The sequence below is a fragment of the Opitutaceae bacterium genome, assembly GCA_015075305.1.
Classification (GTDB): Bacteria; Verrucomicrobiota; Verrucomicrobiia; order Opitutales; family Opitutaceae; genus UBA6669.
Genome location: JABTUS010000001.1, coordinates 1,020,705 through 1,045,970, shown reverse-complemented (window position 1 = coordinate 1,045,970; position 25,266 = coordinate 1,020,705). Strand labels below are relative to the sequence as shown.

General features: G+C 62.8%; 21 protein-coding genes and 1 pseudogene. 10 read left to right on the top strand and 12 right to left on the bottom strand.

Translation table 11 applies throughout. From position 1 onward, the window contains the following. Window positions 1-174 precede the first annotated feature (174 nt). The 3 genes from HS122_04515 to HS122_04505 all read left to right on the top strand — a co-directional run bounded on the left by HS122_04515 (window position 175) and on the right by HS122_04505 (window position 2,459). A complete protein-coding gene (locus HS122_04515) occupies window positions 175-1,593 on the top strand; it encodes a Gfo/Idh/MocA family oxidoreductase (GenBank protein ID MBE7537654.1) in 1,419 nt (472 codons plus the stop codon). A 205-nt stretch (window positions 1,594-1,798) separates the two neighbouring features. Continuing rightward, on the top strand, window positions 1,799-2,032 hold the full coding sequence (locus HS122_04510) for a hypothetical protein (protein MBE7537653.1): 234 nt from the start codon (window positions 1,799-1,801) through the stop codon (window positions 2,030-2,032). Next, window positions 2,022-2,459, top strand: coding sequence for a PIN domain-containing protein (locus HS122_04505; GenBank protein MBE7537652.1), 438 nt, complete (start codon window positions 2,022-2,024; stop codon window positions 2,457-2,459). The genes HS122_04510 and HS122_04505 overlap by 11 nt, the downstream gene beginning before the upstream one ends. A 67-nt stretch (window positions 2,460-2,526) precedes the next feature. Here the strand turns inward: HS122_04505 and HS122_04500 are convergent, their stop codons facing one another. From HS122_04500 to rpmH, 10 genes are all read right to left on the bottom strand, one after another. Further along, on the bottom strand, window positions 2,527-3,099 hold the full coding sequence (locus HS122_04500; GenBank protein MBE7537651.1) for a methyltransferase domain-containing protein: 573 nt from the start codon (window positions 3,097-3,099) through the stop codon (window positions 2,527-2,529). Between the two features lie 78 nt (window positions 3,100-3,177). Then, window positions 3,178-4,689 carry a sugar ABC transporter ATP-binding protein gene (locus HS122_04495; protein ID MBE7537650.1) on the bottom strand — a complete coding sequence of 504 codons (1,512 nt, stop codon included), beginning with the start codon at window positions 4,687-4,689 and terminating at the stop codon, window positions 3,178-3,180. 24 nt (window positions 4,690-4,713) lie between these two features. Beyond that, complete coding sequence (locus HS122_04490; protein ID MBE7537649.1) at window positions 4,714-5,679, bottom strand: substrate-binding domain-containing protein; 966 nt, start codon at window positions 5,677-5,679, stop codon at window positions 4,714-4,716. Between the two features lie 38 nt (window positions 5,680-5,717). After that, the gene (locus HS122_04485; protein ID MBE7537648.1) at window positions 5,718-6,833 is read right to left on the bottom strand and encodes an ABC transporter permease; all 1,116 of its coding nucleotides are present in this window, start codon (window positions 6,831-6,833) and stop codon (window positions 5,718-5,720) included. Between the two features lie 126 nt (window positions 6,834-6,959). Next, on the bottom strand, window positions 6,960-8,189 hold the full coding sequence (locus HS122_04480; GenBank protein MBE7537647.1) for a homoserine O-acetyltransferase: 1,230 nt from the start codon (window positions 8,187-8,189) through the stop codon (window positions 6,960-6,962). 15 nt (window positions 8,190-8,204) lie between these two features. Further along, window positions 8,205-8,927: a YebC/PmpR family DNA-binding transcriptional regulator gene (locus tag HS122_04475; GenBank protein ID MBE7537646.1), complete on the bottom strand. Its 723-nt coding sequence runs from the start codon at window positions 8,925-8,927 to the stop codon at window positions 8,205-8,207. 30 nt (window positions 8,928-8,957) lie between these two features. Next, complete coding sequence (yidC, locus tag HS122_04470; GenBank protein ID MBE7537645.1) at window positions 8,958-10,781, bottom strand: membrane protein insertase YidC; 1,824 nt, start codon at window positions 10,779-10,781, stop codon at window positions 8,958-8,960. Continuing rightward, window positions 10,774-11,100, bottom strand: a complete 327-nt coding sequence (gene yidD, locus HS122_04465) for a membrane protein insertion efficiency factor YidD (GenBank protein ID MBE7537644.1) — start codon at window positions 11,098-11,100, stop codon at window positions 10,774-10,776. Before yidD ends, yidC begins: the two co-directional genes overlap by 8 nt. A 56-nt stretch (window positions 11,101-11,156) precedes the next feature. Then, window positions 11,157-11,564, bottom strand: a complete 408-nt coding sequence (gene rnpA / locus HS122_04460) for a ribonuclease P protein component (protein ID MBE7537643.1) — start codon at window positions 11,562-11,564, stop codon at window positions 11,157-11,159. Beyond that, entirely contained in the window at window positions 11,564-11,701 is a 138-nt protein-coding gene (gene rpmH / locus HS122_04455) for a 50S ribosomal protein L34 (GenBank protein MBE7537642.1), read from the bottom strand. The genes rnpA and rpmH overlap by 1 nt, the downstream gene beginning before the upstream one ends. A 480-nt stretch (window positions 11,702-12,181) precedes the next feature. Between rpmH and HS122_04450 the strand changes: the two genes are divergently transcribed. From HS122_04450 to HS122_04430, 5 genes and pseudogenes are all read left to right on the top strand, one after another. Further along, window positions 12,182-13,888: a PD40 domain-containing protein gene (locus tag HS122_04450; GenBank protein MBE7537641.1), complete on the top strand. Its 1,707-nt coding sequence runs from the start codon at window positions 12,182-12,184 to the stop codon at window positions 13,886-13,888. A 2,120-nt stretch (window positions 13,889-16,008) separates the two neighbouring features. Beyond that, a pseudogene (gene tolA, locus HS122_04445) lies at window positions 16,009-16,143 on the top strand (cell envelope integrity protein TolA). A 156-nt stretch (window positions 16,144-16,299) separates the two neighbouring features. After that, on the top strand, window positions 16,300-17,307 hold the full coding sequence (locus HS122_04440; protein MBE7537640.1) for a hypothetical protein: 1,008 nt from the start codon (window positions 16,300-16,302) through the stop codon (window positions 17,305-17,307). 212 nt (window positions 17,308-17,519) lie between these two features. Next, window positions 17,520-18,335 (top strand): inositol monophosphatase, encoded by an 816-nt coding sequence (locus HS122_04435; protein MBE7537639.1) that lies wholly within the window; start codon window positions 17,520-17,522, stop codon window positions 18,333-18,335. Between the two features lie 57 nt (window positions 18,336-18,392). Next, entirely contained in the window at window positions 18,393-18,575 is a 183-nt protein-coding gene (locus HS122_04430; protein MBE7537638.1) for a hypothetical protein, read from the top strand. A gap of 347 nt (window positions 18,576-18,922) precedes the next feature. On the opposite strand, the gene HS122_04425 is transcribed toward HS122_04430, so the two are convergent. Continuing rightward, entirely contained in the window at window positions 18,923-19,768 is an 846-nt protein-coding gene (locus HS122_04425) for an SMP-30/gluconolactonase/LRE family protein (GenBank protein ID MBE7537637.1), read from the bottom strand. A 99-nt stretch (window positions 19,769-19,867) separates the two neighbouring features. On the opposite strand from HS122_04425, the gene HS122_04420 reads away from it, so the two are divergent. Continuing rightward, on the top strand, window positions 19,868-21,313 hold the full coding sequence (locus HS122_04420; GenBank protein ID MBE7537636.1) for a beta-lactamase family protein: 1,446 nt from the start codon (window positions 19,868-19,870) through the stop codon (window positions 21,311-21,313). 84 nt (window positions 21,314-21,397) lie between these two features. Here HS122_04420 and HS122_04415 read toward each other — a convergent pair whose 3' ends face one another. Continuing rightward, the gene (locus HS122_04415) at window positions 21,398-22,234 is read right to left on the bottom strand and encodes an FAD:protein FMN transferase (protein ID MBE7537635.1); all 837 of its coding nucleotides are present in this window, start codon (window positions 22,232-22,234) and stop codon (window positions 21,398-21,400) included. A gap of 225 nt (window positions 22,235-22,459) precedes the next feature. Between HS122_04415 and HS122_04410 the strand changes: the two genes are divergently transcribed. Then, window positions 22,460-25,264 (top strand): tetratricopeptide repeat protein, encoded by a 2,805-nt coding sequence (locus tag HS122_04410; GenBank protein MBE7537634.1) that lies wholly within the window; start codon window positions 22,460-22,462, stop codon window positions 25,262-25,264. The last annotated feature ends 2 nt before the right edge of the window (window positions 25,265-25,266 follow it).

The following is a 25,266-nucleotide window of genomic DNA, read 5'->3' as shown; positions in this document are numbered from 1 at the left end:
TAGATGGGTGCCGGCGGAAATTCTTCAGGGTTCACATGCGGAATCTTGCCAACGGGCGTCGATCTCCATTTCTTTACGGGATGCGCGCCCATTGACGCCGCTGGTCCCGATTCGACCGGTCATGCGAATGCATGTCCGGTCGGGTGAGACTCATTCAACCCAACCTTCCATCCCATGTCCTCGTCCTACCTTACCCGCCGCGACTTCCTTGCCTTCTCCGCCGCCACCGCGGCACTGCTGAGCTTTCCAGGCTGTGCCTCGTTGAGCCGGGCGCCGCGCAAACCCCGCGCGATCGCTCCAGGCGCGAAGATCCGCATCGCCCAGATCGGCTGCGGTGGCAAGGGGTTCAGCGACATCATGGTTTACAAGGACCTGGAGGATGTTGTGGCCCTCTGCGATGTCGACTGGCAGTGCCAGGGGCGGACGAAGAATAATCTGGCCAAGGTTGTTGAGGCGTACCCGAATGCGAGGCGGTACACGGATTTCAGAAAGATGCTGGTCGAGATGGACGACCAGATCGACGCGGTCTGTGTCAGCACGCCCGATCACATGCATTTCCTTCCCGCCTACATGGCGATGATGCTCGGCAAGCACGTGTATGTGCAGAAGCCGCTGACGCCAACGGTTGCTGAGGGACGTGAACTCCTGCGATTGGCGCGTGCCAGCGGCGTGTGCACGCAGATGGGCAACCAGGGCCACGCCGGAGAGGGCATTCGACTGGTGCGCGAGTGGTTTGAGGCGGGGCTGCTGGGTGACGTTCGAGAGGTCAACATCTGGACCAATCGCCCGATCTGGCCGCAGGGTTTCCAGGAGTGGCCTGCAGAGGAGCCGCTGACCCCCGGCCTGCAATGGGACGAGTTCCTTGGGCGTGCGCCTGTCAAACCGTACAGCAGCGAGATACATCCCTTCAACTGGCGCGGCTTCAAGGATTATGGCTGCGGCGCCCTGGGCGACATGGCGTGTCACCTGATGGACGCGGCCTTCTGGAGTCTGAAACTGGGTGCACCGACATCGGTTGAGTTGAAGGAGATTGAGCAGCCGAGCCCCATTGCGTTCCCGAAGTCCGCGGTGGTGGAGTACCAGTTCCCGGCGCGTGGGTCGCTGCCGCCGGTCAAGCTGACTTGGTACGAAGGTGGGCGGAAGCCGGCAAAGCCGGCTGAGATGGAAGAAAGCCGCCAGCTGGCCAAGGGCGGCCAGCTCATCATCGGCAGCAAGGGCACGGTTTACGACGGCAATGACTACTGCAACAGCCCGCGATTCATCCCTGAGGCAAAGCACCGGGAGCTCGTTGAAAGCGGACGCCTGCCGCCCCGCACGTACCCGCGTCCGAATCCCATTGGAAACCCGCATCTCGAATGGACGCAGGCGATTCGGGCGAACAATCCGTCGCATGCCGGCTCAAATTTCGAGTACGCAGTGCCATTCTCCGAGATGGTTGCGCTTGGCACGCTTTCCATCCTCGTGGGCAAGAAGTTCACGTGGGATCCGGTGGCGATGAAGACCTCCCTGCCCGAAGCCAACGCGCTCCTGTATCCGACCTACCGCCGCGGCTGGAGCCCGTCGAACCTCCCGGTCGGCAGCGTTTACGCCTGATCGGACCGGCAAGGGACTGCGGATCCATCGCAGAGTACGGGCACACGGATCTGTTTCCAGTCAGACCTGCAATTTGACCCTGTGACGGCGTTTGCACGTCAGGTGTGGTCGCTGGCACCGCATGTCGAGCGTCAAGGATGCGTGCCCAATGTGCCGGCACCGCGAGGCGCTTGACGAAAACATGGACAGGCATAAATGTGCTTTTATGCGAACCACCATTGACCTGCCTGACCCTCTTTTCCGCGAAGCCAAGGCAGTTGCCGCCTTGCGCGACCAAAGCCTGAAGGACGTGGTGATCAGCGCGCTGAAGCGCGAGTTGAGGGACGGCCGCGGTGCAGGCGGGTCGAGGCGCAGGCGCTCCGCAGCGTTTCCCACGCTGGTCTGCAAGGGTGACTTTGTCGTCCGCCCAAGCAGGGAGCAGCTTGACGATGTCGTCTGAGACGACTCTGCCCGACGCCAATCTTTGGCTGGCGCTTTTTGTTGAGGGGCATGCCCATCACGCCGTCGCGCGCCGCTGGCTGGCTGCGCATTCGAGGGAAACCCTGGCATTCTGCCGGATTACGCAACTGGCATTCCTGCGCCACACAACGAATCCTGCGATCATGGGTCCGCATGTGCTTACGCAGGCCCGTGCATGGATTGAGTATGAGGGGCTGTTGAGCAGGGAAGAAGTCATATTTCTGCCCGAACCCGACGGCTTCGAGATCCGTTGGCGCGAATACAGCCGCACCAACCGATCAGCGCATCAGACATGGACCGATGCCTATCTTGCCGCCTTCGCCCGCGGGCATGGGCTGCGGCTCGTCACGTTCGATCGGGGGATGGCCGGGTTTACGGGAACTGACGTTCTGGTGCTCGAACCATGATCTGCACCTGCGTCGACTCTATGGTCCAGTTTCGCAAGCCGATGGCGCACAGGGGCAATCTCGCGTCCTACTGGGCGAGATCGTACAGGGCGTATCCAGCGAGGAGATTGGGTTGGTGGGTGCAGCGGGTCTGCCAGTTGCCGCGGAGGTGGAAACGGCGTGCGATGCGGATCGCCTTGGCGGCGCAGAATTCCTCGAAGTCCGCAATCGTCGCCGGATTGGCGGGCGTGCTCTCGTACCAGGGCGTCGTGTAGACCTCGTTGCGGGGCTTGCGTCCCAGCCAGGCGAAGCCGAACCGGTTTTTCCAGTAGCCATGGTTCACGAAGCCGACCGTCATGGATTTCCCGACGCGCAGGGCCTCGGCGATGACCGCAGCCGGCGCGTTCAACACCTCGAGCGTGCGTGAGCAGATGACTCGGTCGAAATGCGAATCGGGAAACGCCCGCATGAAATCCATCATGTCGCCCTGATAAACGGTGACCTTGCGCTGAATGCAGCGGGTGACCTTCTCGACGTCGAGATCCACCCCGACGGCGTCCACTTGTTTGGATTGGATGAGAAACTCCAGGAGCGCGCCGCGACCGCAGCCAAGATCCAGCACGCGCGACCGGGGTGTCACCCAATCGGCGATGATCTGCATGTCGACAGTGCGTTTGGCGGGCTGGCTGGCCATGACGGTACCCCACCACGGTGTGCAGCCGACCGCAAAGGGAAAGCACTATTGAGCGACGGATGCCGATGCGTCTGAATCCACACCGGCCATCAGATGCATGAGGCTGGCTTCGCTCGCCTCGGCGCGAGGGACCTCCCCGACCAGCCTTCCCGCGCGCATCACGAGAATGCGGCTGCACAGGGCGAGGAGTTCCGGAAGCTCCGAAGACACCATGAGGATGGCCTTGCCCTCGCAGGCGAGCTCGTCGAGGAGCTGGTAGATCTCCGCCTTCGCGCCGACATCCACGCCGCGGGTGGGCTCGTCGATCAGGAGAACGTCGCATTCGCGCGCCAGCCATTTGGCGAGCGCCACCTTCTGCTGGTTTCCGCCGCTCAGTCCGGCGATGAGCGTCTCGACGCTTGGCGCCTTGACGCGCAGACGGGCGGCGTACTTTTCCGCGAGCGATCGCTCGCGGCGACGTCTGACCCAGCCAAGGCGGGACAGGAGCGGCAGAACGGCAAGTGAAGTGTTCTCGCGGCAATTGAGCCCGAGCACGAGCCCCTGGCGTTTGCGGTCCTCGGGCAGGAGACCCATGCCTGCGGCGAGCGCGGCGTCGATCGAAGCCGCCGGGAGTGCCGTCCCCTTGACGACGACCCGGCCGGTTGCGTTCGGATCGAGTCCGAAGACCGCCTGCGCGGTTTCGCTGCGACCCGCGCCGACGAGCCCGGCAAAGCCGACGATTTCACCGGCGCGCACGGAAAAACTGATATCCGAGAATTTCCCGGCGGAGCTGAGTCCCTCGACTCGAAGGTACTCCGGCCCTGGACTGCGCGACAGATGCGCGGGCGTTTCGACGCGCAGTTCGCGTCCGATCATCTGGCTGACCACGCGCTTCTGGTTGGTCTCGGCAATGCGTTCCGTCGAAATGTGCCGCCCGTCGCGAAGCACCGTGATGGTGTCGCAGAGCGCGAACAGCTCCTCAAGCCGGTGCGAGACGTAGATCAGCGTGATGCCCCGTTTGACGAGGTCGCGCACCAGGCGAAAAAGTTCGCGGGTTTCGCCCGCGGAGAGCGAGCTGGACGGTTCGTCCATTACAATCACCCGGGCGCCAGTGCCAACGGCGGCGGCGATCTGCACGAGCTGTTCGAGTCCGGTGGAGAGCGATCCGATCAGCCGGTCGGGATCGATTTCCGCCCCGATCGACTGGAGCATGGTCCTCGCGCGGGCGCGCAGGGCGGGGCGGTCGACCCAGCCACGGCGCGCGGGCATGTCACCCAGGCAGAGATTTTCGGCGACGCTCAGGTTGGGGCAGAACGCGAGCTCCTGGTGGACCATGGCAATGCCGAGTCGCCGCGCCTCCAGCGGTGTGGCGGCGGAAATCTCCCGGCCATCCAGTCGGATCGTCCCTGTATCCGCCTGGTAGATACCGGCGAGAATCTTTCCCAGCGTGCTTTTTCCCGCACCGTTTTCGCCGATCAGCGCATGGCAGGATCCGAGCTCGACGGAGAAGCTGACCTGGTCGAGCGCGACCACGCCGGGGAAGCGTTTTCCGATGCCGTGAAATTCGAGGAAGGCCATGCCGTGGCGGCGGTCGGAAGCGGATCAGCGGGAGGAGGGCAGCCAGGTTTCCCAGTTCTTCGCAAACGCGTCGACGTTGTCCTTGGTCACCGGAATGAGAGGGCTGATCTCCTTGACTGCGGGCGGGTTCTTCTTGAAGACGATCTTGTCGATCAGGAGCTCGACGGAGCGGTGTCCCCAGGCGTAGCACTGCTGGGCGAGCAGCACCGGCACGTGCCCGCTCCGAATGTAGGCAAGCTGCGCGGGAAGGGCGTCGACGGAGACGCACCTGACGGTCCCGGGCTGCCAGTTGAGGGCGTTTTCCGTGAACAGCGCCCAGCCGCCGATCATCGCCCAGCCGGTGATGTCGGGGTTTGCCTGCATGACCTGCTCGACCTTGGCTGCGGCGTCCTGGGGAGTTTCCTTGTGGTAATAAACGCTTCGGATCGTGATGCCCGGAAATTTTTTCGCCTCCTCGCGCACGCCCTGCACGCGTTTCTGGAGGTTGGGTGCGTTTTGATTGCCCGCCAGAATGGCAACGACACCCCTGCCGTTCATCAGCTTGGCGAGTTCCGCCATGACCTGCCTGCCGCACTCGATGTCGTCAACGCCGTAGGTTACGAACCGCTTGCTGTCCGGCGCGTCGGAGTCGAAGGTGGCCACGGGAACGCCATTGCGCACCGCCGAGTTGATGGCGTCCGTCAGCTTGTTGGCGTCGGAGCAGCTCACGGCAATTCCTTCCGCACCGGCAAGGACGAGCTGTTCGATCGCCTCGGCCTGCTTCTGGGCGTCCTCTTCGTTTGGCGTGCGCCAGTCGATCCTGATGTTGAGCCCGTCTTTCTTGCTGAGCTCGCGGGCGGCATCCTCAGCGCCGACGCGCGCGGCCTGGAAGACGGGATTGCCCTGGGATTTGGCGACGAGGCCGATGACGATGGTGCGCGGGGCCGCGAGGGCCAGCGCGGCCGCAAGGCAGAAGCCGATGCTGGCGAGGAGGGGACGGAGTATTTTCATGGAGGTGGAGAAGGGTGTTTGATGTTTGGACAGGCGGATCAGTTCGAGGTTCGCAGCGTGCGACGCCGCTGCAGCCAGATGGTGAGATTGTCCAGAACGACCGCGGCGATCACAACGGTGCCGATGATGATCTGACTGTAGTTTTGATCAATGCCGAGAATGACTATGCCGCTGCTGATCATCTGAATGATGAGTGCGCCAAGCACGACGCCGAGCGCCGTGCCGCGGCCCCCCGTCAGGCTTGCGCCGCCCACGACCGCTGCCGCGATGACATTGAGCTCGTAGCCCTGGCCGTCGCCGGATGTTGCCGCGCCGTAGTAGCCCAGGGACAGGAGTGCGGCGACGCCCGCGGAAAGCCCGGAGAACAGATAGACACCGAGTTTCACGCGGTTCACCCGTATGCCGCTGAATTGCGACGCGAGTTCGTTTCCACCGATGGCATAGACACGCCGACCGGCGGTGAGTCGGGAGAGAAAGAGCCAGCCGAGGATGGTCACCAGGACCATCACAGCGAGGGGAGTGATGCTGATGTTTTGCCCGGGTTCAAAACGAACGAAGTCGCGGAAGCCGGAAGGAAAGCTGCCGACGGACTGTCCCTTTGTGGCCACAAAAGCCACCCCGCGCAGAATCGCCATGGAGCCGAGAGTTATGATGAAAGGGTGCACCCGAAGAGCCACGGTGAGTCCGCCATTGAGCAGACCGCAAAGCGCCGCCACGCCCAGGCAGGTGGCCACGCCCAGAAAAATGCCGAGGCCGGGTGAATCGGGATGTGACCCATCGGCGCCGTAGGCATGCATCACCAAGGCACCCGTGACCGAGGCAAGAGCGTAGATGGATCCGACGGAAAGATCGATCCCGCCGGAAATGATCACCAATGCCATGCCGACCGCCATGATCGCGATGAAGCTGGTGTCCTTGGCGAGCTGCGCAAGGTTCTGGGCGTTTAGAAACTTGTTGCGCTCCACGAATGACGGGACGCGCTCGCCATTCTTGTCCACCGTGAACACCCGTTCCCGTGTGCCGTCGTCGGCGATCCTGAACTCCGGGGTGCGGACGGTTCCGCTGAATATTGTCAGCAGGATTCCCAGGACCAGAATTATGACCAGCAGGCCGCTTTCCTGAAAGCGGATGGCTGAACGGAGTCGCGAAAGCATGGGGACAGGCATTCAACAGGGTCGCCCTGTCTGCTCAAGCGCGGATTGGCCGCCACGCTGGATTGGGATTTCGATGACGCCTCGATGACGGCAATGAAGCGCGGCCGTCCCCCCAAGGTGCGGGTGTTATTCGAGGAAACTCCGAACGAGGTTGTAGAGCTGGGGCGACTCGAGCAGAAAGGAATCGTGTCCGAGATCGGTGTTGAGCTCGGCATAGTTCGCTTTCTTTCCCGCGCGCAGGAGCGCGAGGGCGATCTCCCGATTCTGCTCGGGAGGAAACAGCCAGTCGCTCGTGAAGCCGATGACGAGGGTTTCCGCCTGGACTGGTGCAAACGCCTGCTCGAGGGTGACGTCGCCGGGAGCCAGATCGAAATGATCGATGGCGCGCGTGATGCAGAGGTACGAATTCGCGTCAAACCGGTTGATGAAGCTCTGCCCCTGGTGGCGCAGGTAGCTTTCGATCTCGAATTCGAAATCAGCCGCCGAGGCTGGATCCTGCGCGCTGGAGTCCGCTTCGGGCTCCCCGGCTCCGATCGCGGTGGCATCGGGTGCTGCGACAGTGGCAGGAATCCGCGGCGTGTGACGATGGCGGCGTCTGCGGCCGAATTTCCGGTCGAGACCGGCGTCGCTGAGATAGGTGATGTGTGCCATCATGCGGGCGATCGCCAGGCCGACGCGCGGGCCGCCGTTTCCCGGATAATCTCCCTGGTTCCAGGCGGGATCCTGCATGATGGCCTGGCGTCCGACCTCGTTGAAGGCGATGCCCTGGGCGCTCTCCCGGGCGGTTGTGGCCATGACAATGACCCGGTTGACCAGGCCGGGGAATTCCACGGCCCATTGCAGCGCGAGCATGCCGCCCATCGATCCTCCGATGACGGCGTGAATTGACGGCACTCCGATTCCGTCCAGCCAGCGTTTCTGGGTGCGCACCATGTCGCGAATCGTCACGAAGGGAAAACGCATGCCGTAGGGTTTGCCGGTGTCGGGATCGATCGACAGCGGTCCGGTGGAGCCCTGGCAGCCGCCGATGACGTTGGCGCAGAGGACGAAAAAGCGGTTGGTGTCCACCGGCTTTCCCGGGCCGATGAGATTGTTCCACCAGCCTGGCTTGCGGTCGGCCGGTGAGTGCACACCGGCGCAATGGTGGTCGCCGCTGAGAGCGTGACAGATCAGAACCGCATTGCTGCGTTCTGCGTTGAGTGTGCCGTAAGTTTCGTAGCGAAGCGTGAAGCCGGGCAGCGATTGGCCGCTTTCGAAGACGAAGGGCTCGGTCGATGTGTAGTCGCGGGGCACGACGACGCCCACACTGGCGTGCGTTCGAAGCAGCGTGCTGTTCTGGCTTTCGTCGTCGGTCATGGCTGACGCGGCCGGTCAGCCGCTCTCCTCGTTGGAGAAAATCTGCTGCACGTCGTCGTGCTCGTCGAGCGCGTCGTGCAGCTTCTCGACGGACTCTGCCAGTCTTGCATCCACAGGGACAGTGCTGTTGGGGATGTACGCCATTTCGGCGCTCACCGTTTTTATGCCCGCGTGATCCAGCGCGTGCAGCACCTTGTCGAAAACGTGAACGTCGCAGCGCACCTCGAAACCGTCGTCGGTGGTGATCACGTCGTCGGCTCCGGCTTCCAGCGCCAGCTCCATCAGGCGGTCCTCGCCGGACTGGTCGCGTGCAATCAGGAACTGGCCCGCGTGAAGGAACTGGAAGGCGACCGCGCCGGTGGCGGCGAGGTTGCCGCCGTAACGGGAGAAGATGGAGCGGATGTCCTGCGCGGAGCGGGTCTTGTTGTCGGTGGTCACCTTGACGATGAAGGCGACGCCCCCGGGTCCGTAGCCCTCGTAGATGACATCCTCGTAGGTCACGCCCGGCAATTCACCGGTGCCTTTCTTGATGGCGCGGTCGACATTGTCCGCGGGCATGTTGGCTTCGCGCGCCTTGAGCACGAGGGTGCGCAGCCGGGCGTTGCCCTCGACATCACCGCCGCCAGCCTTGGCGGCGAGGGTGATGTCGCGCGAAAGCCGGGAAAACACCTTGCCCTTGCGTGCGTCGGACACGGCTTTCAGCCGCTTGACCTTGGACCATTTGTTGTGGCCAGCCATGGTGGATGCGGGATGGTGCGGCGCGCGGGATCAGCGCTTCTTAGGCGTCACATTCTTGGTTTTCTTCCAGGGATTGCCGCCGAGGGGCGCGGTGGCGGGCTGCACGAGGTCGACGTCCTTGGTGTACCTGTTGACCATGAGCTGCTGGCCGATGGTGAAGAGACCGTTGACGGTGGAGTAGAGCGCCAGGGCGCACGAGAAATTGTAGCAGAACAGGGTGAAGATGATCGGCATGAACTGCATGATCTTCGCCTGCATGTTGTCCGTCGTGGGCGTCGGCGTGAGACGCATCTGCACGACCATGGTCGCGCCCATCAGCAGCGGCATGATGTTCAGGGGAAGGCCGAAGATGCGGGCGACGGTGTCGGGAGCCGAGAGATCGGACGCCCAGAGAAACGGCGCGAAACGCAGTTCGGAGGCGCTCTGGAGCATTGCGAAGAATCCCACGAAGAGCGGAATCGTGATCAGGATCGGCAGGCATCCGCCCATCGGGTTGACCTTGTGCTCCTTGAAGATCTCCATCGTCGCCTGGTTCAGCCTCTGGGGGTTGTCCTTGTGCTTCTCGCGGACCTCCTTCAGCAGCGGCTGAAGTTTCTGCATGCGTTTGGACGCGCGTGAGGCGGCGAGTGTGAAGGGCAGGGTGATAACCTTGAGGAAGAGCGTCATCAGGATGATCGCCACGCCCCAGCTCGGAACGATTGAATGGGCCCCATGCAGGAGCGTCAGGAGGAAAGGTCCGACGTAGCCGCTGAGCAGGATGCGATTGAAGAAATACAGGTCGAACTGCATCACCTTGTCCTCGTTGCGGCCGAGGCTGACGAGGCGCTTGTATTCCTTGGGGCCGACGTAGAAATCGCCCCCGATTTTCTCCGATCCCCTGGCGGGCAGCGCCTTGAGATCGAAACGCGCGGTGCCGGAGATGCCGATGTTGGCGCGGGAGCTGTCGACCATCGGAGGCAGTTCGACGCGACGGATGGTCGTGCCGATTCCCGGCTGGTCGGGGGCGTAGATTGCGGCGAAAAACTGATTCTTGACCGTGGCCCATTGCACGGTGCCGTGCTCCTCGATGACCGGCTTGGGCGCGCGTGAGCCGACGCCGAAATTGGAGAGGAAGCCGCCGCCCTCGAGCTGCGCGCGTTCCGTGTGATGGAACTTGTCGCCGTCGTAGAAGCCAACGTTGAGGTACTGACCGTAGTCGATCGAACTGACGGGCGAGGTGGTGCCGAGACTGATTCCTGCGCGGGGCAGCGTGAGTGTCTGGTCGGTCAGATTCTGAAACGTTGTCTCGTGGCGGATCTCATAGGGGTCCTCGCCCTCCTTGAGAGTGGCACCGGCGGGGTGGATGGAGTAGCGGCGGGTGACTTCCAACTGGCCGTCCATGACGAGTTGGAAAACGGCTTCGGTTGCGCTTGAGGAGATGAGCTTGAAACGGGCGTTGCGGTCGACACCGGGAAAGTCGGTGAAGGCCAGCATGGGGTCGGTGTGAAGCAGGTTGAAAACATACGGCTGGGGCTGTCCCTGGACCGCGGCGTATTTTTTGAAGGCGACGTCAAGGATCGCGCCGCCTGCGTCGGTGAAACGCGCTTCGATGAAGTCGTTGCTGAGAGCAACCACGCGGGCCTCCGCGCCCTCCTTGGAAAGTGCGGCAAACTCGGTCGTTGCCGGCGCGGCGGGTGCGCCGGCGGAGATGGTCGCGCCGGAACTGGCGCCGCCGGGAGATGCCGGTGCGGTGGTGGTAGCAGGTGCCGTTGCTGGCGGATGTGTGACCTGCGGCGCCTGTTTCGGCATCAGGTACATGAGGCCGAAGCCGAAGATCAGAAGGGCACTGCCGATGATCAGGTTCTTCTTATCCATTAAGTGAAGATTGGGTGGAAGATGGGTCGATGGAAAGTGATGGGACCGACACGGCGCGACAGATGGGTTGCGAACCCGCGCGGGTGACGGCTGGTACAAAGTCGACTCCGCCGGCGTGGAGGGGATGGCAGCGCGCGATGCGTTTGATTGCGAGCCAGGCCCCGCGGAGCGGACCGTGGCGTTGCACGGCCTCCTGCGCGTAGTGGGAACAGGTTGGATGAAAGCGGCAGCCGCAGCCAGGCCCCAGGATCAGTGGCAGGGTGGGCGAGAGGGTGAGCTGGTAGAGACGGATGGCACTCTGGAGAACGGCGGAAGCCATCCGTGAGGGCAGCCGCAGGCCCCGGGCGGATTTGGACGGGGGCTTCTCAAGCGGGATCATGCGGCGTGTGGAGCGAGTCGGGGACAGGCGTCGATGAACTTTCGTTCGATTTCCCGATATTCAAGCCCATTGAGAGAGCGCCGGGCTACCAGAAGCAAGTCATACCCAGGGGGAACGTGCTCCTGTTGGTTTCGAAAAACCTCCCGCAGCCGCCGTTTGGCGCGTGCGCGTTGCACTGCTGGGCCGACGGCTGCGGTCGACGCCACGACACAGACCCGGCGAAGAGAAGGCGGAACCACGTGATTTTCCGAAGACGTGGTGCCGAGTTCGTCATGGTCACGACGCCGATACCAAAGTGTAAAACCGCCACACTCGATTCGGCGGCCCTTTTCACGAACGGCCCGAATATCGCGCTGGCGCCGCAGGTGTTGCTCGGCGCGGAAACGCATGACCGAACGCGCAATTAGACGACGGTCAACCGCTTGCGGCCCTTGCGGCGCCGGGAGCTGAGGACCTTGCGGCCGCCGGCCGTGGCCTTGCGGGCGCGGAATCCAATCTTGCGGGCGCGTTTTTTGCGGTGCGGTCGAAAAGTCGGTTGCATGGCAGTGAAGTATTAAGAGGTGACTGAAGTGCCGGACCCCCCTCCCGGTGTCAAGGCTACCGTTTGAACGGTAGTGAATCCCCGCTGCTTGGCGTCAGCAAATTAAAGAAGCAGGCCGCTGAAGAAGACATCTGAAAGACATATCGCAGCAAGGACAACCACAAACAATAGGGGCTGAGTGCTGCAAGTCGCCTGGGCTTGTCTGTGATTGTGAGCGGATCGTTCGCCGCGGCCCTTGGCGTTGGCACTTGTCATTGCTCTCCGCGAGATGCTATGCAGTTGACACCCACCGCGGCTCCCATCCCGAGAACCGCGTTTTTACTCGCAACTCAATCCCGATCCATCGAAAATCATTCGTAGGAATGCCGAACGATACGTCGTTCGGATGCGTCGCGGTGCTCCGGTCCGCGGTTGTCGGCTGAAGTCCGACCATCCAGCCGGGATCCCTTTGCGGTCGCCAATTCCTACGCTTTCAATCCAATGAACTCCGTTCCATTCGCAATTGTTTCCGTCGGATTGTACAGCGTGCTTGCGCTGTCCGCCTTCGCCCAGGCCAAAGTCGAGTCCGTCGTCATCCTGCCCCAGGGTCAGAATTTCGCCTCCCACGGTGCCAACGCCGTCAGCCAGCCAGGCCTGCATGTCCTGATACCGTCGCCCAAAGGCAGCCGGCGGGTGTATCTCCACGACGGTGTCGAGGGCCAGCGTTTCGACCAAGTCACCGACCCCAGCCACAAGGCGCTCTCCAGTGACGGCAAGCGCCACGCCTACACGGTGTTCGTTGGGACCGACGTCATCCTTGTCCTCGACGGCAAGGAGATTGCCCGCGCTCCGGCGAATGACAGCCTCAACCCATTTCCTTCCCCGCTCTTCGGGTTTTCCCCGAGCGGAAAGCGTTTCTGGTATGTGACTCCCGCCGAGCCGGGCGGTGTGCACAAGCTCGTGGTGGACGGCGTCGCGAGCGACCCGACGAATGGCATCACCCTCGCCCCGGTGTTCAGTCCGGACGAGTCGCGCTACGTGGCGATGTTCACCAAACACGATGAAAGACGGGGTTCCCTGCTCATGGTTGATGGGAGGAACGTCGGCTTCCAAGGTGACAGGCCGCAGTTCTCGCCCGACGGAAAAAACGTCCTCACGATCGGCCACCTGCCGGACACGGATGTCCTGCTGATCAACGGCAAGCAGGCCTCGCGCGCGCCCCTGATCCACAGTGTGCACATGTCCAGCGGTGGACTCAACTTCCTCGTGCTCAGCGGAAGCCGCGGAACACCGGGAGTTTTTCTCGGCTCCGGTGGCAAGAAGATCCCGGGCAGCGACTGCGATTCGATCGACAAGGTGATCTTCAGCCCCGACGGCAAACGCTACGCCGCGCTCTGCACGGCCGGTGGCTCAAGGAAGTTCGTGCTCATCGACGGCAGGAAGGGCCAGCTCTACGATCAGGTGGAGGGACTGCAGTTCACCGCGGACTCCGCAAAGGCGCTCTACCTCGCCCGCTCCTACTCGGCCGGCGGCCAGTTTCTCCTGGTCGAGGATGAGGAGTCGGACGGTTATCAGGGCATTCAACTGGTGCTCGGAGCCGGCAAACGCATCGGCTACATCGCCCAGGTCATGGGCCAGCCCAACGCGAGTGTCGTCGTCGATGGCAAGGCGACATTGGTGCGGGGCGCGAGCTACCTCGGCTTCAGCCCGGACGGCAGCCACTACGGTTTCAACGGCTTTGTCGGAGGATTCCTCTCCCTCTATCTCGACGGTGTGGAGCAGAAGGGGGTCAATGTCTACGAAACGAACTTCATCGACGGCCAAGACAAGCCGCGATTCCGCTTCAGCCCCGATGGGAAATATGTGGCGCACTTCGGCTCGGTGAACGGCGACGCGGGCAAGCGGGGTCTTGTGGTCAACGGCAGGCTCGTCGATCCGATGACCGCGCTTTACAGCCTGCCGTTCTTCACCCCGGACGGCAACCACATCATCTACTTTCGTTTCATCGCCGGCGGTGGCTACGAGGTGATGGTGGATGGCAGGCCCGTCGAGAAAATTACAAGCATTCCGAATCTCACCATGCCCTTTGAGATGGGTGCCGACGGCGTGTTCACCTTCATCGGAATCGCGGATGGTGCGGCGAAACGCTTCCGCATCATGCCCGACGGCAGCACGAGCATCGCCTCGATGCTGGCCGCGAAGGGGTAACCCTGTGCCGACCGCCGAACCCCGGATCGAAGTATTCGCCGAAAATACCAGAAGGGGTCAGCCCCTAATGTTTGTGGTTGCAGGCATGGGAGTTTCAATTGTTTGTTGGTTCTACCGTGCTCGATTGTGCCAGGTTTGACCAAGGCGGCGGTGGGCGGAGTTGGCTGTTGTCATTTCTCTGCGAGTCGGGCTATCAGGGTTGTATCTGCTTCAGCTATTCGCTCACGAAAGCTTTGCGGACCACTTTCCTCAAAACCCCATTTTACAGAATGAACAAGGTCAGCGGATTGGGCTCTTTGCTCCTGGTATGCCTCGTTTGTCAGTCGTTTGTCCTGGCGCAGGCACCGCATCACAAGGTTGTCCAGGAGATCGTCGGACCGGCGTGGACTCCGGGCATGAGCTACACCTTGAGTCCGCGAGGTTCCCGACTGGCCACGACCCACCAGAAGGAGGGGCGGTGGTATGTCGCGATCGACAATGTCGATGGTGAACCCTTTGACGATATCCTCAAGGCGGCATGCCATGTCGCGCCCCAATTCAACGATGCCGATATTGTCATCGGACAGAGCATCTCAAATCCCGGAACAGTGGTATTCAGTGCGGATGGGCTTCGCTTCGCCTACGCTGGCCGGCGCGGCGAAGAGGTCATCGTGATTGCCGACGGAAAGGAGATGTTTCGGGCAAAGCACTCATTGGTGGCACCGCCTGTGCAGTTCCTGCAGTTCTCCCCCGACGGCCACCACCTGTTTTTCTACAGCCATACCGGCGACACCATGCAGTCGAATCGGTTGATGATGGATGGCAGGCCGGTCACGCCGCCGTTCGACCGCACGCCGCCGCTTTTTTTCAGTCCGGATGGCTCGCGGTGGATACTCAACGGTGGCAGGGCAAAGCAGCCGCTCGAAAAGCTGCTCGTGATCGATGGCACGGAGCCGGGGTATACGGCGGAGCGCGCGCGCTTTTCGCCCGACAGCCAGCACGTCGTCGTTTCCACCGGCGGGCGTGGCGAGCAGAAGCTTCTCCGGGATGGGAAGGTCGTGCTTGATACGAAGGCGACGATTGAGCGATTCCGCATCAGCGCGAATGGCGACATTGCCGCGCTGGTTCAGAAGATCCAGTACGACCCGGAGCAGGCGCTCTTCCTGAATGGCAAACGCGTGCCCGGCCTCGTGGGTGTGCGCGACATCCGGTTCAGTCCGGACGGGAAACGGTGGGCGGCAATATGCAGTCGTGACATGAACAAGGTCCAGTGGGTCGTTCTCGAAGGGAAGAAGCACCGGGAATACGGCTCGGTCAGCGACATTTATTTCACGCCTGATTCGTCGATGTGCCTCTACATTGCCGAAAGCGACTCGAAAAGTTTCCTCGTGAACAACGGCGTGGAGGATGAAGGCCATGCCGTCATGCGTGGTCTCGCGTTCGGAGACACGGGAAACCTGTTCGCCTATGGCGCGGGGCCCAATGTCCTGAACATCCACCACGCCGGCAGGGTCTCGCCGCCGCACAGGAATGTCTTTCGGCTCGAGATCAGTCCCGATGGCCGCCGCATCGCGTACTATGCCGTGAAGGGGCCGACCGAGGCGGAGTTCTGGGTCGATGGAGAGATCAAGGGTTCAGGAGGCGCGTTTGGAGAAGCCGCGGTTTTCAGCCCGGATTCCAAACACCTGGCGGCCAATGCGCGGACGGGAAACGAGGGCAATACCATCTACATCGACGGACGGTTTGTCCCGGCGCGGCGTTCCTCGGGGGTTCCGCTGGCGTTCACGCCAGACAATCGTCACCTGATCATTCGCGGTTCCCCGCGCGATCCCGCCAATCCAAACACTCCCCTGCTTGCCTTCTACCTGGACGGCGAAATGGTTGCGCGTTTTTCATCCCGCGGTGTTCAGTGGATCAACACGCCTTCCCACACCCGCCTGGCCAGGGGAGCGCTGCCTTGGGGAGTCAGCACCGCACCAAAGGATGCCGATGAGTGGGAAATCCTGGAGGACGGCCGCATCGTGTTTGTGGGACCCGCGGTGGCGGGCGACGGTGTGGGACCCATGACGCGCGTCACGGTGACACCCTCCCCGGACACAACCTTCAACACCTGGTTTGACGACATTGGCATCCTCGAGGAGCAGGAGGCGGCCGCCGCGCATGCGGCAAAGGAAAAGGCGGCGGCTGAGAAGGCGGAAGCGGCTGGCAGAGCCAAAGCCGCCGCTGCAGAAGCGGCCGCGAAACGAAAGGCCGCGGCCGATGCGAAGGCGAAGGCTAGGCAGGACGCTCTCGATGCTCGGAAGAAAAAATAGGCGCGCATTCGCGCGGGGCGGCATTTTCCGCAGCATGTGACGCCAAATTTTCGACGTGAGCCCGCTTTTTTCCGCCACTTGAATTTCGCACATTTCCCCACTCAACTTGTCACACCATCCATGAAAACCCGCACAATCCTGTCCTTCGCCCTTGGCCTGCTGGCATCCACGGCCATCGCGCAGGATCTCACGCTTCAGGAACTTTCGCGCCGACCGGAGCTGCTTCCAGCCCAGGTAACGATCAAAAAAGCCGTCAAGCTCCGCAACATGCCCGCCATTTCCGAGGGCCAGAAACTCACGCTGGTCTCATTGCGCGGAACGCAGGTGGAGTTGGAAACTCCGGACGGTCGCAGCGTGTTCACCGTGGCGGCGGATGACACCGACGTGCTGGCGGCGGCCGAGGCCGCGGTCAAGTTGCTCACGCCCGAGCAGCGCGCACTGACCTACGCGCAGATCCTGCAGCGCAAGGAGCTGTGGCCGTACCGGGTGAAGCTCACCTCTCCGCAGCGACTCTCCGGTGGTGAAATCAAGGCTGGCGAGAAGGCGATCCTGGTTGGCATTGAAGGCAGCCAGCTTCTGCTTGCCTACGAAAAGGGGAATTTCCTCTTTGATGCGAATCCTCGCGACACCGACATTCTCGACGCGGCCCGGCGTCGCATCGCCGACCCGAAGGCGTTTCCCAGCCGCGTTTACGAGGACATGAGCGGAAAGCTGGTCAATCCGCTGACAGGTGCGGCGGTCGCTTTCAATTCGAAGGAGGAGCCAAAGTACTACATGTTCTACCGCGGAGCCGGCTGGTGCGGTCCCTGCCACGCGTTTTCACCCGGGTTTCTCAAATATTACAACGCTGCGAAGGCAAAGCATCCGAACGCGTTCGAAGTGTTCTTCATCAGTGGCGATCGCACGCCCAAGGACATGCAGGTCTATGCCAAAGAGATTGGATTCTCCTGGAGAACCGTGCCGCAGGACCGGCAGCCGCAGATGCAGGTCGTCAACCGGCTCTTTTCTAATTTTATTCCGCAGCTCGTGGTCACGGATCCTGCAGGCAATGTCTTGATCGACAGCGCGAAGGTTGGCGGTCCACAGAACGCGTTGAAACAATTTGACGCTCTGTTGAGGAAGAGCTGAGGCGGGACAGATCAATCAGTCGCGACGTCGGCCGCATATCACCGGGCGCGCACCGGTGAGCACGGGTGGGTGGGCTTGCGTCTTCGGAATTGCCCACGCGGCAGCTCCGGTCGGCCCGCTTCGAACCTTGCGCGCACGCGTGATTGCCTGTGACGATCATTTTCTCCTGTGCAGGAACCGGATGCTGGCTGATCCTGACAGGGCTGACTTACATGAATGCCGTCGACGATTTATCGGTAGTACTCAATGAGGTGGCTGCGATTGCGCGCGGCGCGGGTGAGATCGTGATGAGGCATTTCGCTTCGCCGATCGAGTCGAAGATGAAGACGAGCCGCATAGACATCGTCACCTCGGCGGACACGGAGACAGAAGCATTCATAGTAGGTGAACTCCTGGCTCGCTTCCCTGGTCACCACATCGTGGGCGAGGAGGGTGGCGGGCAGGGCGTGCCGGCCGAGGATGCACCTTGCCATTGGTTCGTGGACCCGATCGATGGAACCGTCAATTTTGCGAGCAAGTTTCCGTATTTCTGCACCAGCATTGCCATGACCACGCGCGACAGGGATCCGTTGCTGGGTGTGGTCTATGATCCGACGCGGGATGAGTTGTTCGCCGCGACAAAGGGCATGGGAGCGCAGCTGAATGGCGTGGCGATCAAGGTATCGCAGACTGAGAAGTTGATCGATGCAGTGATTGCCAGCGGATTTCCGTACGACAAGCACAGCAATCCCGACAACAATCTTGCCGAATGGGGGGCGTTCGTCCGTCGCATCCGCGGCGAGCGTCGCCTGGGAAGCGCGGCGCTCGACATGTGCTATGTTGCGGCCGGGCGTCTGGATGGCTTCTGGGAGAAGAACCTCAAGCCGTATGACGTCATGGCAGGGCTGCTAATTGCGCGTGAAGCGGGCGGTAGGGTCACGGACTATGAGGGTGGCGAACTTCCGCAGCGCCAGGATCGTGGCCGGTATGTGGCGAGCAACGAACGGCTTCATGCCGAGATGCTGAGAGTGCTGCGATCGGTGAAATGAGCAGTGTTGACCACAAACATTAGGGGCAGACCCCTTGGAGGTCACATCTACGGTGCCATGCCGAATCTCGAGCTGAAGGGCAGCCAGGACACCGGCACGCGCGGGCAGTGGATTCCGACGACGAGCGTTGACGAATACAGCGCCACGCTCGCCCGCTGGTTCGGCGTGAGCGCCACCGACCTCCCGGTCGTCCTGCCGAACGCGAGCCGGTTCGCCAACCAAAACGTTGCCTTTGTGTAGGGCTGTCAGCTGACCGGTGCGCACAATCAGCGCATTGAACAACCGGCGCACTCATTCAGCGTTTTGGAGGGGCACGCTCCGTCGTGCCCTGGGGACGTGTATCGCGAAACAGCGCCGGAAAAATTTCATGCGGAGCAAGGAGAAGAGGGAGTGGAATGTGTCGATGAGAATGCGGACCGGCGGCGTGGCGCGAAGCGCGAGCCCTGGGCATGACAAAGCATGCCCCTCCAGCGGAGGGGCGATGGATGGAATCCAACGAGGAATGGAATCCAACGGGAGATCGGTGGAATCCAACCGAGGTATGTGGCGAGTCTGGGCGATCGGATGGGATGCCCGGGTCCGATCGTCTACTTCAGCTTCAAATCGTACGCGGCGACGGAGTTCTTGAAGAACGTGGGCACGTACACGGTGCGCGTCTTCGCGTCGTAACCGATGTCCGCCGTATTGCTCTTCTGAGCACGTGTGTCGAGGAGGAGTGCCTTCTCGTGTCCCTCCACGAGATAAATGAGGCCCGTCCAGCAGGTCACAAGGAACGTGTCGCCCTTCACATGCTCAATGCCGTCCGAACTGGGATCAAGGCCGTCCACGATCACCTCGCGCTTCTTGTCGCTCCCGAATTTCAGGAGGTTCTCCGCGTCCAGCACGTAGAGCGACCCCTTGTGCGCAAGAACACCATTGGGTCGCTTGAATCCCTCAAGGTACACGGAAGGAGATCCGTTCCTTATGACGTAGATCTTGGTGCCGCCCATGTCGGAAACGTAGACATCTCCGGAGGCATCGACTGAGACGTCGTTGAGTCGTTTGGACCCTGGCACCTCAATGAAACGCTCGATGACGCCCTTGGCGATGTCGATGACGGCGACGCGGTCGATGTCGGCCACATAGAGCCTGCCCTTGTGAAGGCCGATGCCCTTGGGGGCCTCGAGACCGGTGATCCATCGCGCGGCGATCACCTTTCCATCCAAGCCCACCTTGGCGATCGAGCCCGCGCCATCCTTTGTCCATGGCTCGCTGCCCTCGACGTTGGAAACATAGAGCACTTTGTGTCTGCCGTCGAAGCGGACCGATTCAGGTGTCAGCAGCGTGGCTTCGGTCTCCCATTTCTTGACGAGGGAGGCCTGCTGGGCCTGGAGGCCTGGAGCGAAAATGGCAACTGTTGCGATCAATGCGAACGTGGGAAGGGGGGAATGCATAGGAAGGTTGGAATGGCTGATTCTGCGCGACGGGTCGAGCCGGGATCGCGGCGATTCGCGCTCGCCGGACGGCCATTCGGGCACACGATTGACGAACCGATGAATCCAGCCGGAAAGTTGATCAAGGTCTTGATGCGAGTGATGGCCATGGGCATTTCGCTGCCGCTGGTCGCACGCGCGGATGCTGTCGATGACCGCATTGCGAAACTCATGGAGAGCCGCGGGGTGCCGGGGGTGTCCATCGCCGTCTTCGATGCCGGTGCGATCGTCAAGGCGAGGGGATATGGCGTGGTCGAGGCGGGACTGTCCGAGCCCGTCTCCATCGGCACGCTCTTTCAGGCGGGCTCGGTGAGCAAGCCGGTGGCGGCGGTCGGCGCGCTGCGTCTGGTGGAGGACGGCAGGCTGACGCTCGATGGCGATGTCAACGCACACCTCAAGGCCTGGAAGGTGCCGGAGAATGAACTCACGCGGGAGGAGAAGGTGACGCTGCGGCGGATCCTGAGTCACTCCGCCGGGCTCACGGTCAAGGGCTTTCCCGGCTACGCGAGCGAGCGCGTCGCGGCGGGCGTTCTCCAGATTCTCGACGGCGCGCCACCGGCGAACACCCAGCCGGTGCGCGTGGAGGCTGTCCCCGGTTCGCGGACAATGTATTCAGGTGGTGGATACCTTGTGATGCAGCAGATGGCGGCCGAGGCGGCGGGTGTGCCGTTTGCCGCGTACATGCGCTCGCGCGTGCTGGCGCCGCTGGGGATGTCGGCGAGCGCCTTCGAGCAGCCCCTGCCGGCCATGCTCGCCGGCCGCGCCGCTAGCGGTCACCGCCTGGGGAGGGTCCCGCGGGTGCTGGAGGGGCGCTGGTTCGTCCACCCGGAGCTGGCGGCGGCCGGATTGTGGACCACGCCGACGGACCTCGCGAAGTTTGCGATGGCGGTTCAGGATGCGCAGGCGGGCGGGGCGGGGGCGATCCTTGGGAAGGAGGTCGCCGGAGAAATGCTCACGCGACAATCCGGAAACCAGGGACTCGGCTGGGTGATCGCGGGGGACGGACCGCTGAAGCGGTTCGAGCACGGAGGCCGGAATGCGGGCTTCGACACACAGCTTGTCGCCTATGTCTCGGGAGGCCGCGGCGCCGTGGTGATGATGAATGCCAACGAGAATGCGGGCATGATGGCGAGGATCCTCGAAGCCATTGCAGAGCAGTATTCATGGCCTGGATACCCCGTCAGGAAACCCGCGGTTGCGATTGAGGATGATGCGCCACAGGTCAGCGCCGTGCTCAGGCGGGTGATCGAACGCTTTGCCGATGGTGGCGCCTTGGATGATATCGCAACGGCGAAGCTGACAGGTGAGGTCGCGCCGCATCGCGCCCGGATCAGGGAGGATTTTCTGGAGTATGGCGCATTAAAGAAAATCGAACGTGTTCAGGCGGCGAAGGACGATGGCCCGGGCGTCCACCGGCATCGCCTGACCTTTGAACGCGCCACGATGCTCGTGCGATCCGAGATCAGCGACGGAAGGATTGATTCGATTTCCGCCCGGCCCGAGTAACCGTCGAAAGAATCACGTGTGGTGGATGGATGTGGCGGAGCGTCGTTGAACAGGACATGCAGGGTTTCGACCGGGTGCTCGCAATTACTCGAACGGCACGAGCCCGCACACCTCGATGCGGGCGTCGGCGGTGGCGATTGCGGCGCCGATGTCGGCGTGAGTCCTGCAGTACTCGCGAATCTGATCGTCCGTCATCACGAAGAATGCGGTGGAGAGCGCATCGGCCACTGCGGCGGTGGGGGCGAAGGCCCAGGTGCGCTGCGTGCGTGAAGCCGGTGCGCCAGACTTCACATCGATCAAGTGTGAACCCTTGACTGCCAGGCCGGAGCCGCTCAGGGCACGGCGCATGAGTGGAAAGCTGCGATAGGCGGGCGGCTCGCCGAGTCCAACCGGCCATCCGCGATTGCCGGGTGGCGGATCCATGGCCAGCACCGTGCTGCCGCCGCTTTGCACGCAGGCGGTCGTGATGTCCCATTCGCGCAGACGCTCCATCATGCAGTCGAGCGCGTAGCCCTTGCCGACCGCGCCGAGATCGAGATGCAGGCGCTCGACCAGCGAGATGAGCGTGTGCGACTGGGGGTCGAGCGCATAGAGCGGATCGTCCGGCTTGTCGTCGGGTCCCCTGCGCGACGCGTATGCTGGATCGAAGGCGCGATCCGTGGCGGCGGAAATCTCCGCGGAGATCAGCAGGCAGCGCAGGGCGTCCTCGCCGATGATCGTCGATCCGTCGCGCGGAAGACGGTTCGCGCGCGAGATGTCGCTGGATTCCACGTAACGGCTGAGCTCGCTTTCCAGGCGGTCGAGTTCGAGGAAAACCTCCTCGGCCGCCTGCCGCGCGTACGCCTTCGGATGGCCCGCGATGAAGACGTCGAAGGATGTCGCCATGGCCTCGTGACTGAAGCGCTCGAAGGAAGCAGGCATTGGTTCAGGAAATGAGATCGATTCGGCCGAGACCAGAATGATTGTTGAAAATAAATTGCTAAATTTGGCTCGACAATCATGCAATGATAATGCAACAAATCACTAGTTGCCATGCTAAAGGTGCTTACACATCGCACAGTCCATTCGATTTTCGTGTCTTTAGTGTGCGGGAATCTCGTTTTGGCGGCTGAAAACATCGAAGTACGCACCTCAGGTACGGGTGCGTTGACTATTCCCCTCGTGCAGATTTTGGCGGAGGCCGAGACGGCTCAGGGTGCCGGCCGCGATGCCGATGTGGCGAGACTGCTGGATCGGGTGTTGTCGCGAGTGGATGGTGGAGAAGCGCTGCCGCGCGCGGTGGATCCTGGGCGCCTGAAGCTGGCGGCGGCGGTTGCGCACTATCGCACGGGCAATCCGGAGCGGGCGCTTCAAATCGCGTTGCCGCTCGCTGCGTCCGGATCGAAAAGCCCGGGGGCAGTGTCGACGGACGCGCGCTGGCTGGCGGCGCTGGCTCGGGCGGCGTCTGGGAAATTTAAGGAGGCTGCGGACGAGTTTGCGCGTCTGGCAGAGATTGCGTCATACGCGGACAGGGCGTCGCTGTATCAGGCGATGGCAGCCCAGGAGGCGGGGCAGGCCGACGTGGCTATCGGCGCCTATCATCGCCACCTGGAGCGTTCGCCGCGCAATGAAGCCTGGGCGGAGGCGGCGATGGCGGTGATTGCGCTGCATCTTGACCAGCAGCAGTTCGATGAAGCGAAACGCGGACTCGATGTGCTGCGTCCGGCGCTGGGCCTGGTCGACAACATGGCGGCGCTCAATCTGCTGAGCATCCGGCTGGGTGACGTGGCGATGGCTCGGAACGACCCCGCCGCGGCGCTTGCGGCGTACGGGACGGTGCGTTTGCGGGAGGACGTGCTTGCAATGCAACGGGAGAAGGATCGCCGGCTGGAGCGGCGGTTGGAACGCTGGAAGTCCGGGGCTGAATCGCGTGCGGCGGAAGCGGATGCGATTCAACGGCTGGAGGCAGCGCGTGCACGCATTCGCGCGGCGGTTGTTGAAATCGAGAGGATGGCGGACCACGACGCACTCGTGCTCCTGCGCCGCGGCGAGGCGTTTCAGCGTCGCGGAAACGTCTGGGCAGCCGCCCTCGTCTTTGCGCGCCTCTCCACGCAGTCACCGCCCGCGCCTGCATCCGTGATCGAACGCGCGCTCGCGGGGCTGGTCGCCGCCTGCGCTGAATCGGGTCGCTCCGAAAAGGCGCTGGCCGCCGCGCGCCGCCTTGCGGGCGAGTTTCCCAAGGGAACGCTCGCAGCTCCCGTTCTTATGCTCGCGGCTTCCAAGGCGGAGGCCCGTGGCGAAGGCAAAGCGCAGATGGAGTTCGTGGAACTGGCCCTGCAGAGCGCACCGCCGCCGGAGTTGTCCGAGCCTCTGCAAGTGATGCGTGCGCATGCCCTGATGTCAGCGGGCCGCCATGAAGACGCGCGACGGGCTGCGGATGGGTATCTCGGGGCGTTTCCCGAAGGGCGCTTCGCCGAGGATGCGGGTTATCTTCGGGCGATGGCCGGACTGATCACGGGACCTGCGGCGCGGGCGGCGTTGGAGATCAGGGAGCATCTGGGGAAGTTTCCCGACGGCCGGTTTGTCGCCGACGCCCGATACCGGCTGGCGGCGGCGGAGTATTCCTTGCAGCACCACACCATCGCGGAGGAGCTGGCGAACCGCTGGCTCGGCGATTTCCCCGACGATCATGCGCAGCGCGGTGAGGTGCTTTCCCTGCGCGGTGACATTCTGGCGGCCCAGGACAAGGAGGAGGAAGCGGTCGCCAGCTTTCGTGAAGCGCTTGGCCACCCGCTGGCTGATGAGGGACTCGGTTATGCGATGGATGAACTTACCCGCCTCCTTGTCGCCCACGATCAGGCGGACGAGGCCGTCGAGCGCTGGCGGAAGCTGGCTGCGGATCGACCCGACCATGCCTTCGCGGTCAATGCCGCCTACTGGATCGGCCGTCTGCTGGGGCGGCAGGGCAGGCATGCGGAGGCGATTGAAACGATGGCGGGATTGATTCGCGCGCAACTTGCGGAACCCGGGCGCGACACCGTGGAGCGGGTGCTCCTCGAACTGGCGAAGGTGGCTGTGGCGCAGTCAGGTGGCACCCGGCTGCGAAACGCCACGGCATCCGGCGGGAGCGCGCCAGCGAAGACGCACGCGCCGGATCCGTCAACGGAGCGATCCGGGGCGTTTGATGCTGCGAAGGTGCTGCTGACATCGGAGACAAGGATGTCCGCCACCGCCCGTGCGCGAGTGGAATTTGTTCAGGCGGAAATCGACTCCCTGCGCGGCAGGACAGCGGAGAGCGAACAACGGCTGAAGCGGATTGTTGCGGGGACAGCGATCGAGGCGCTGCCGGCGGGACTGCTCGGACGACTGGGCGAACTGCTGCTGCGCGACGGAGACACCGCGCTGGCCGCGCGATATTTTTCAACGCTGGTCGAGCGTTTCCCGCGGTCGCCGTTTGCCGACTTCGGGTACGTTGGGCTCGGCGACCTGGCGCTCCAGCGCGGCGGGGCCGATCATGCGCTCGAACACTACCGCGACGCGATCGACAAGGCGGGCGCGACCCACCGGCTCAGGGAGGCGACGCTGGGTCGGGCGCGCGCGCTGCTCGCGTTGGAACGCTGGGACGAGGCAAAAGGCGAGTTTGAGCGCATTGCCTCGAACCGATCCTGGCGTGGACCCGCGACGGCGGAGAGTCTGTTTGCCCTCGGTGAGATGCTCGTGAGGCGTGGCGATGCGGAAAGTCTGGCGCAGGCGCATGCGCATTTTCAGCGGCTGTATGTCGGCTATCGCAAACACGACGCCTGGGTGGCGAAAGCCTACCTGCGGAGCGGGGAGGTGCTCGAACGGCTGGGCAGGGCGGGCGACGCGCTGGCCACTTATCGCGAGCTCCTGCGCGATCCGCGTCTCAAGCGTTTTCCGGAAACCGGGGCGGCGCAGCTCAGGGCGGAACGTATCCAGAAATTGGACACATGAGA

What these genes read in the sequence shown, in the direction of transcription:
- HS122_04515 (MBE7537654.1), top strand. Translation starts at nt 175, where the DNA reads ATGTCCTCGTCCTACCTTACCCGCCGCGACTTCCTTGCCTTCTCCGCC.
- HS122_04510 (MBE7537653.1), top strand. Translation starts at nt 1,799, where the DNA reads ATGCGAACCACCATTGACCTGCCTGACCCTCTTTTCCGCGAAGCCAAG.
- HS122_04505 (MBE7537652.1), top strand. Translation starts at nt 2,022, where the DNA reads ATGTCGTCTGAGACGACTCTGCCCGACGCCAATCTTTGGCTGGCGCTT.
- HS122_04500 (MBE7537651.1), bottom strand. Translation starts at nt 3,099, where the DNA reads ATGCAGATCATCGCCGATTGGGTGACACCCCGGTCGCGCGTGCTGGAT.
- HS122_04495 (MBE7537650.1), bottom strand. Translation starts at nt 4,689, where the DNA reads ATGGCCTTCCTCGAATTTCACGGCATCGGAAAACGCTTCCCCGGCGTG.
- HS122_04490 (MBE7537649.1), bottom strand. Translation starts at nt 5,679, where the DNA reads ATGAAAATACTCCGTCCCCTCCTCGCCAGCATCGGCTTCTGCCTTGCG.
- HS122_04485 (MBE7537648.1), bottom strand. Translation starts at nt 6,833, where the DNA reads ATGCTTTCGCGACTCCGTTCAGCCATCCGCTTTCAGGAAAGCGGCCTG.
- HS122_04480 (MBE7537647.1), bottom strand. Translation starts at nt 8,189, where the DNA reads ATGACCGACGACGAAAGCCAGAACAGCACGCTGCTTCGAACGCACGCC.
- HS122_04475 (MBE7537646.1), bottom strand. Translation starts at nt 8,927, where the DNA reads ATGGCTGGCCACAACAAATGGTCCAAGGTCAAGCGGCTGAAAGCCGTG.
- yidC (MBE7537645.1), bottom strand. Translation starts at nt 10,781, where the DNA reads ATGGATAAGAAGAACCTGATCATCGGCAGTGCCCTTCTGATCTTCGGC.
- yidD (MBE7537644.1), bottom strand. Translation starts at nt 11,100, where the DNA reads ATGGCTTCCGCCGTTCTCCAGAGTGCCATCCGTCTCTACCAGCTCACC.
- rpmH (MBE7537642.1), bottom strand. Translation starts at nt 11,701, where the DNA reads ATGCAACCGACTTTTCGACCGCACCGCAAAAAACGCGCCCGCAAGATT.
- HS122_04450 (MBE7537641.1), top strand. Translation starts at nt 12,182, where the DNA reads ATGAACTCCGTTCCATTCGCAATTGTTTCCGTCGGATTGTACAGCGTG.
- HS122_04440 (MBE7537640.1), top strand. Translation starts at nt 16,300, where the DNA reads ATGAAAACCCGCACAATCCTGTCCTTCGCCCTTGGCCTGCTGGCATCC.
- HS122_04435 (MBE7537639.1), top strand. Translation starts at nt 17,520, where the DNA reads ATGAATGCCGTCGACGATTTATCGGTAGTACTCAATGAGGTGGCTGCG.
- HS122_04430 (MBE7537638.1), top strand. Translation starts at nt 18,393, where the DNA reads ATGCCGAATCTCGAGCTGAAGGGCAGCCAGGACACCGGCACGCGCGGG.
- HS122_04425 (MBE7537637.1), bottom strand. Translation starts at nt 19,768, where the DNA reads ATGCATTCCCCCCTTCCCACGTTCGCATTGATCGCAACAGTTGCCATT.
- HS122_04420 (MBE7537636.1), top strand. Translation starts at nt 19,868, where the DNA reads ATGAATCCAGCCGGAAAGTTGATCAAGGTCTTGATGCGAGTGATGGCC.
- HS122_04415 (MBE7537635.1), bottom strand. Translation starts at nt 22,234, where the DNA reads ATGCCTGCTTCCTTCGAGCGCTTCAGTCACGAGGCCATGGCGACATCC.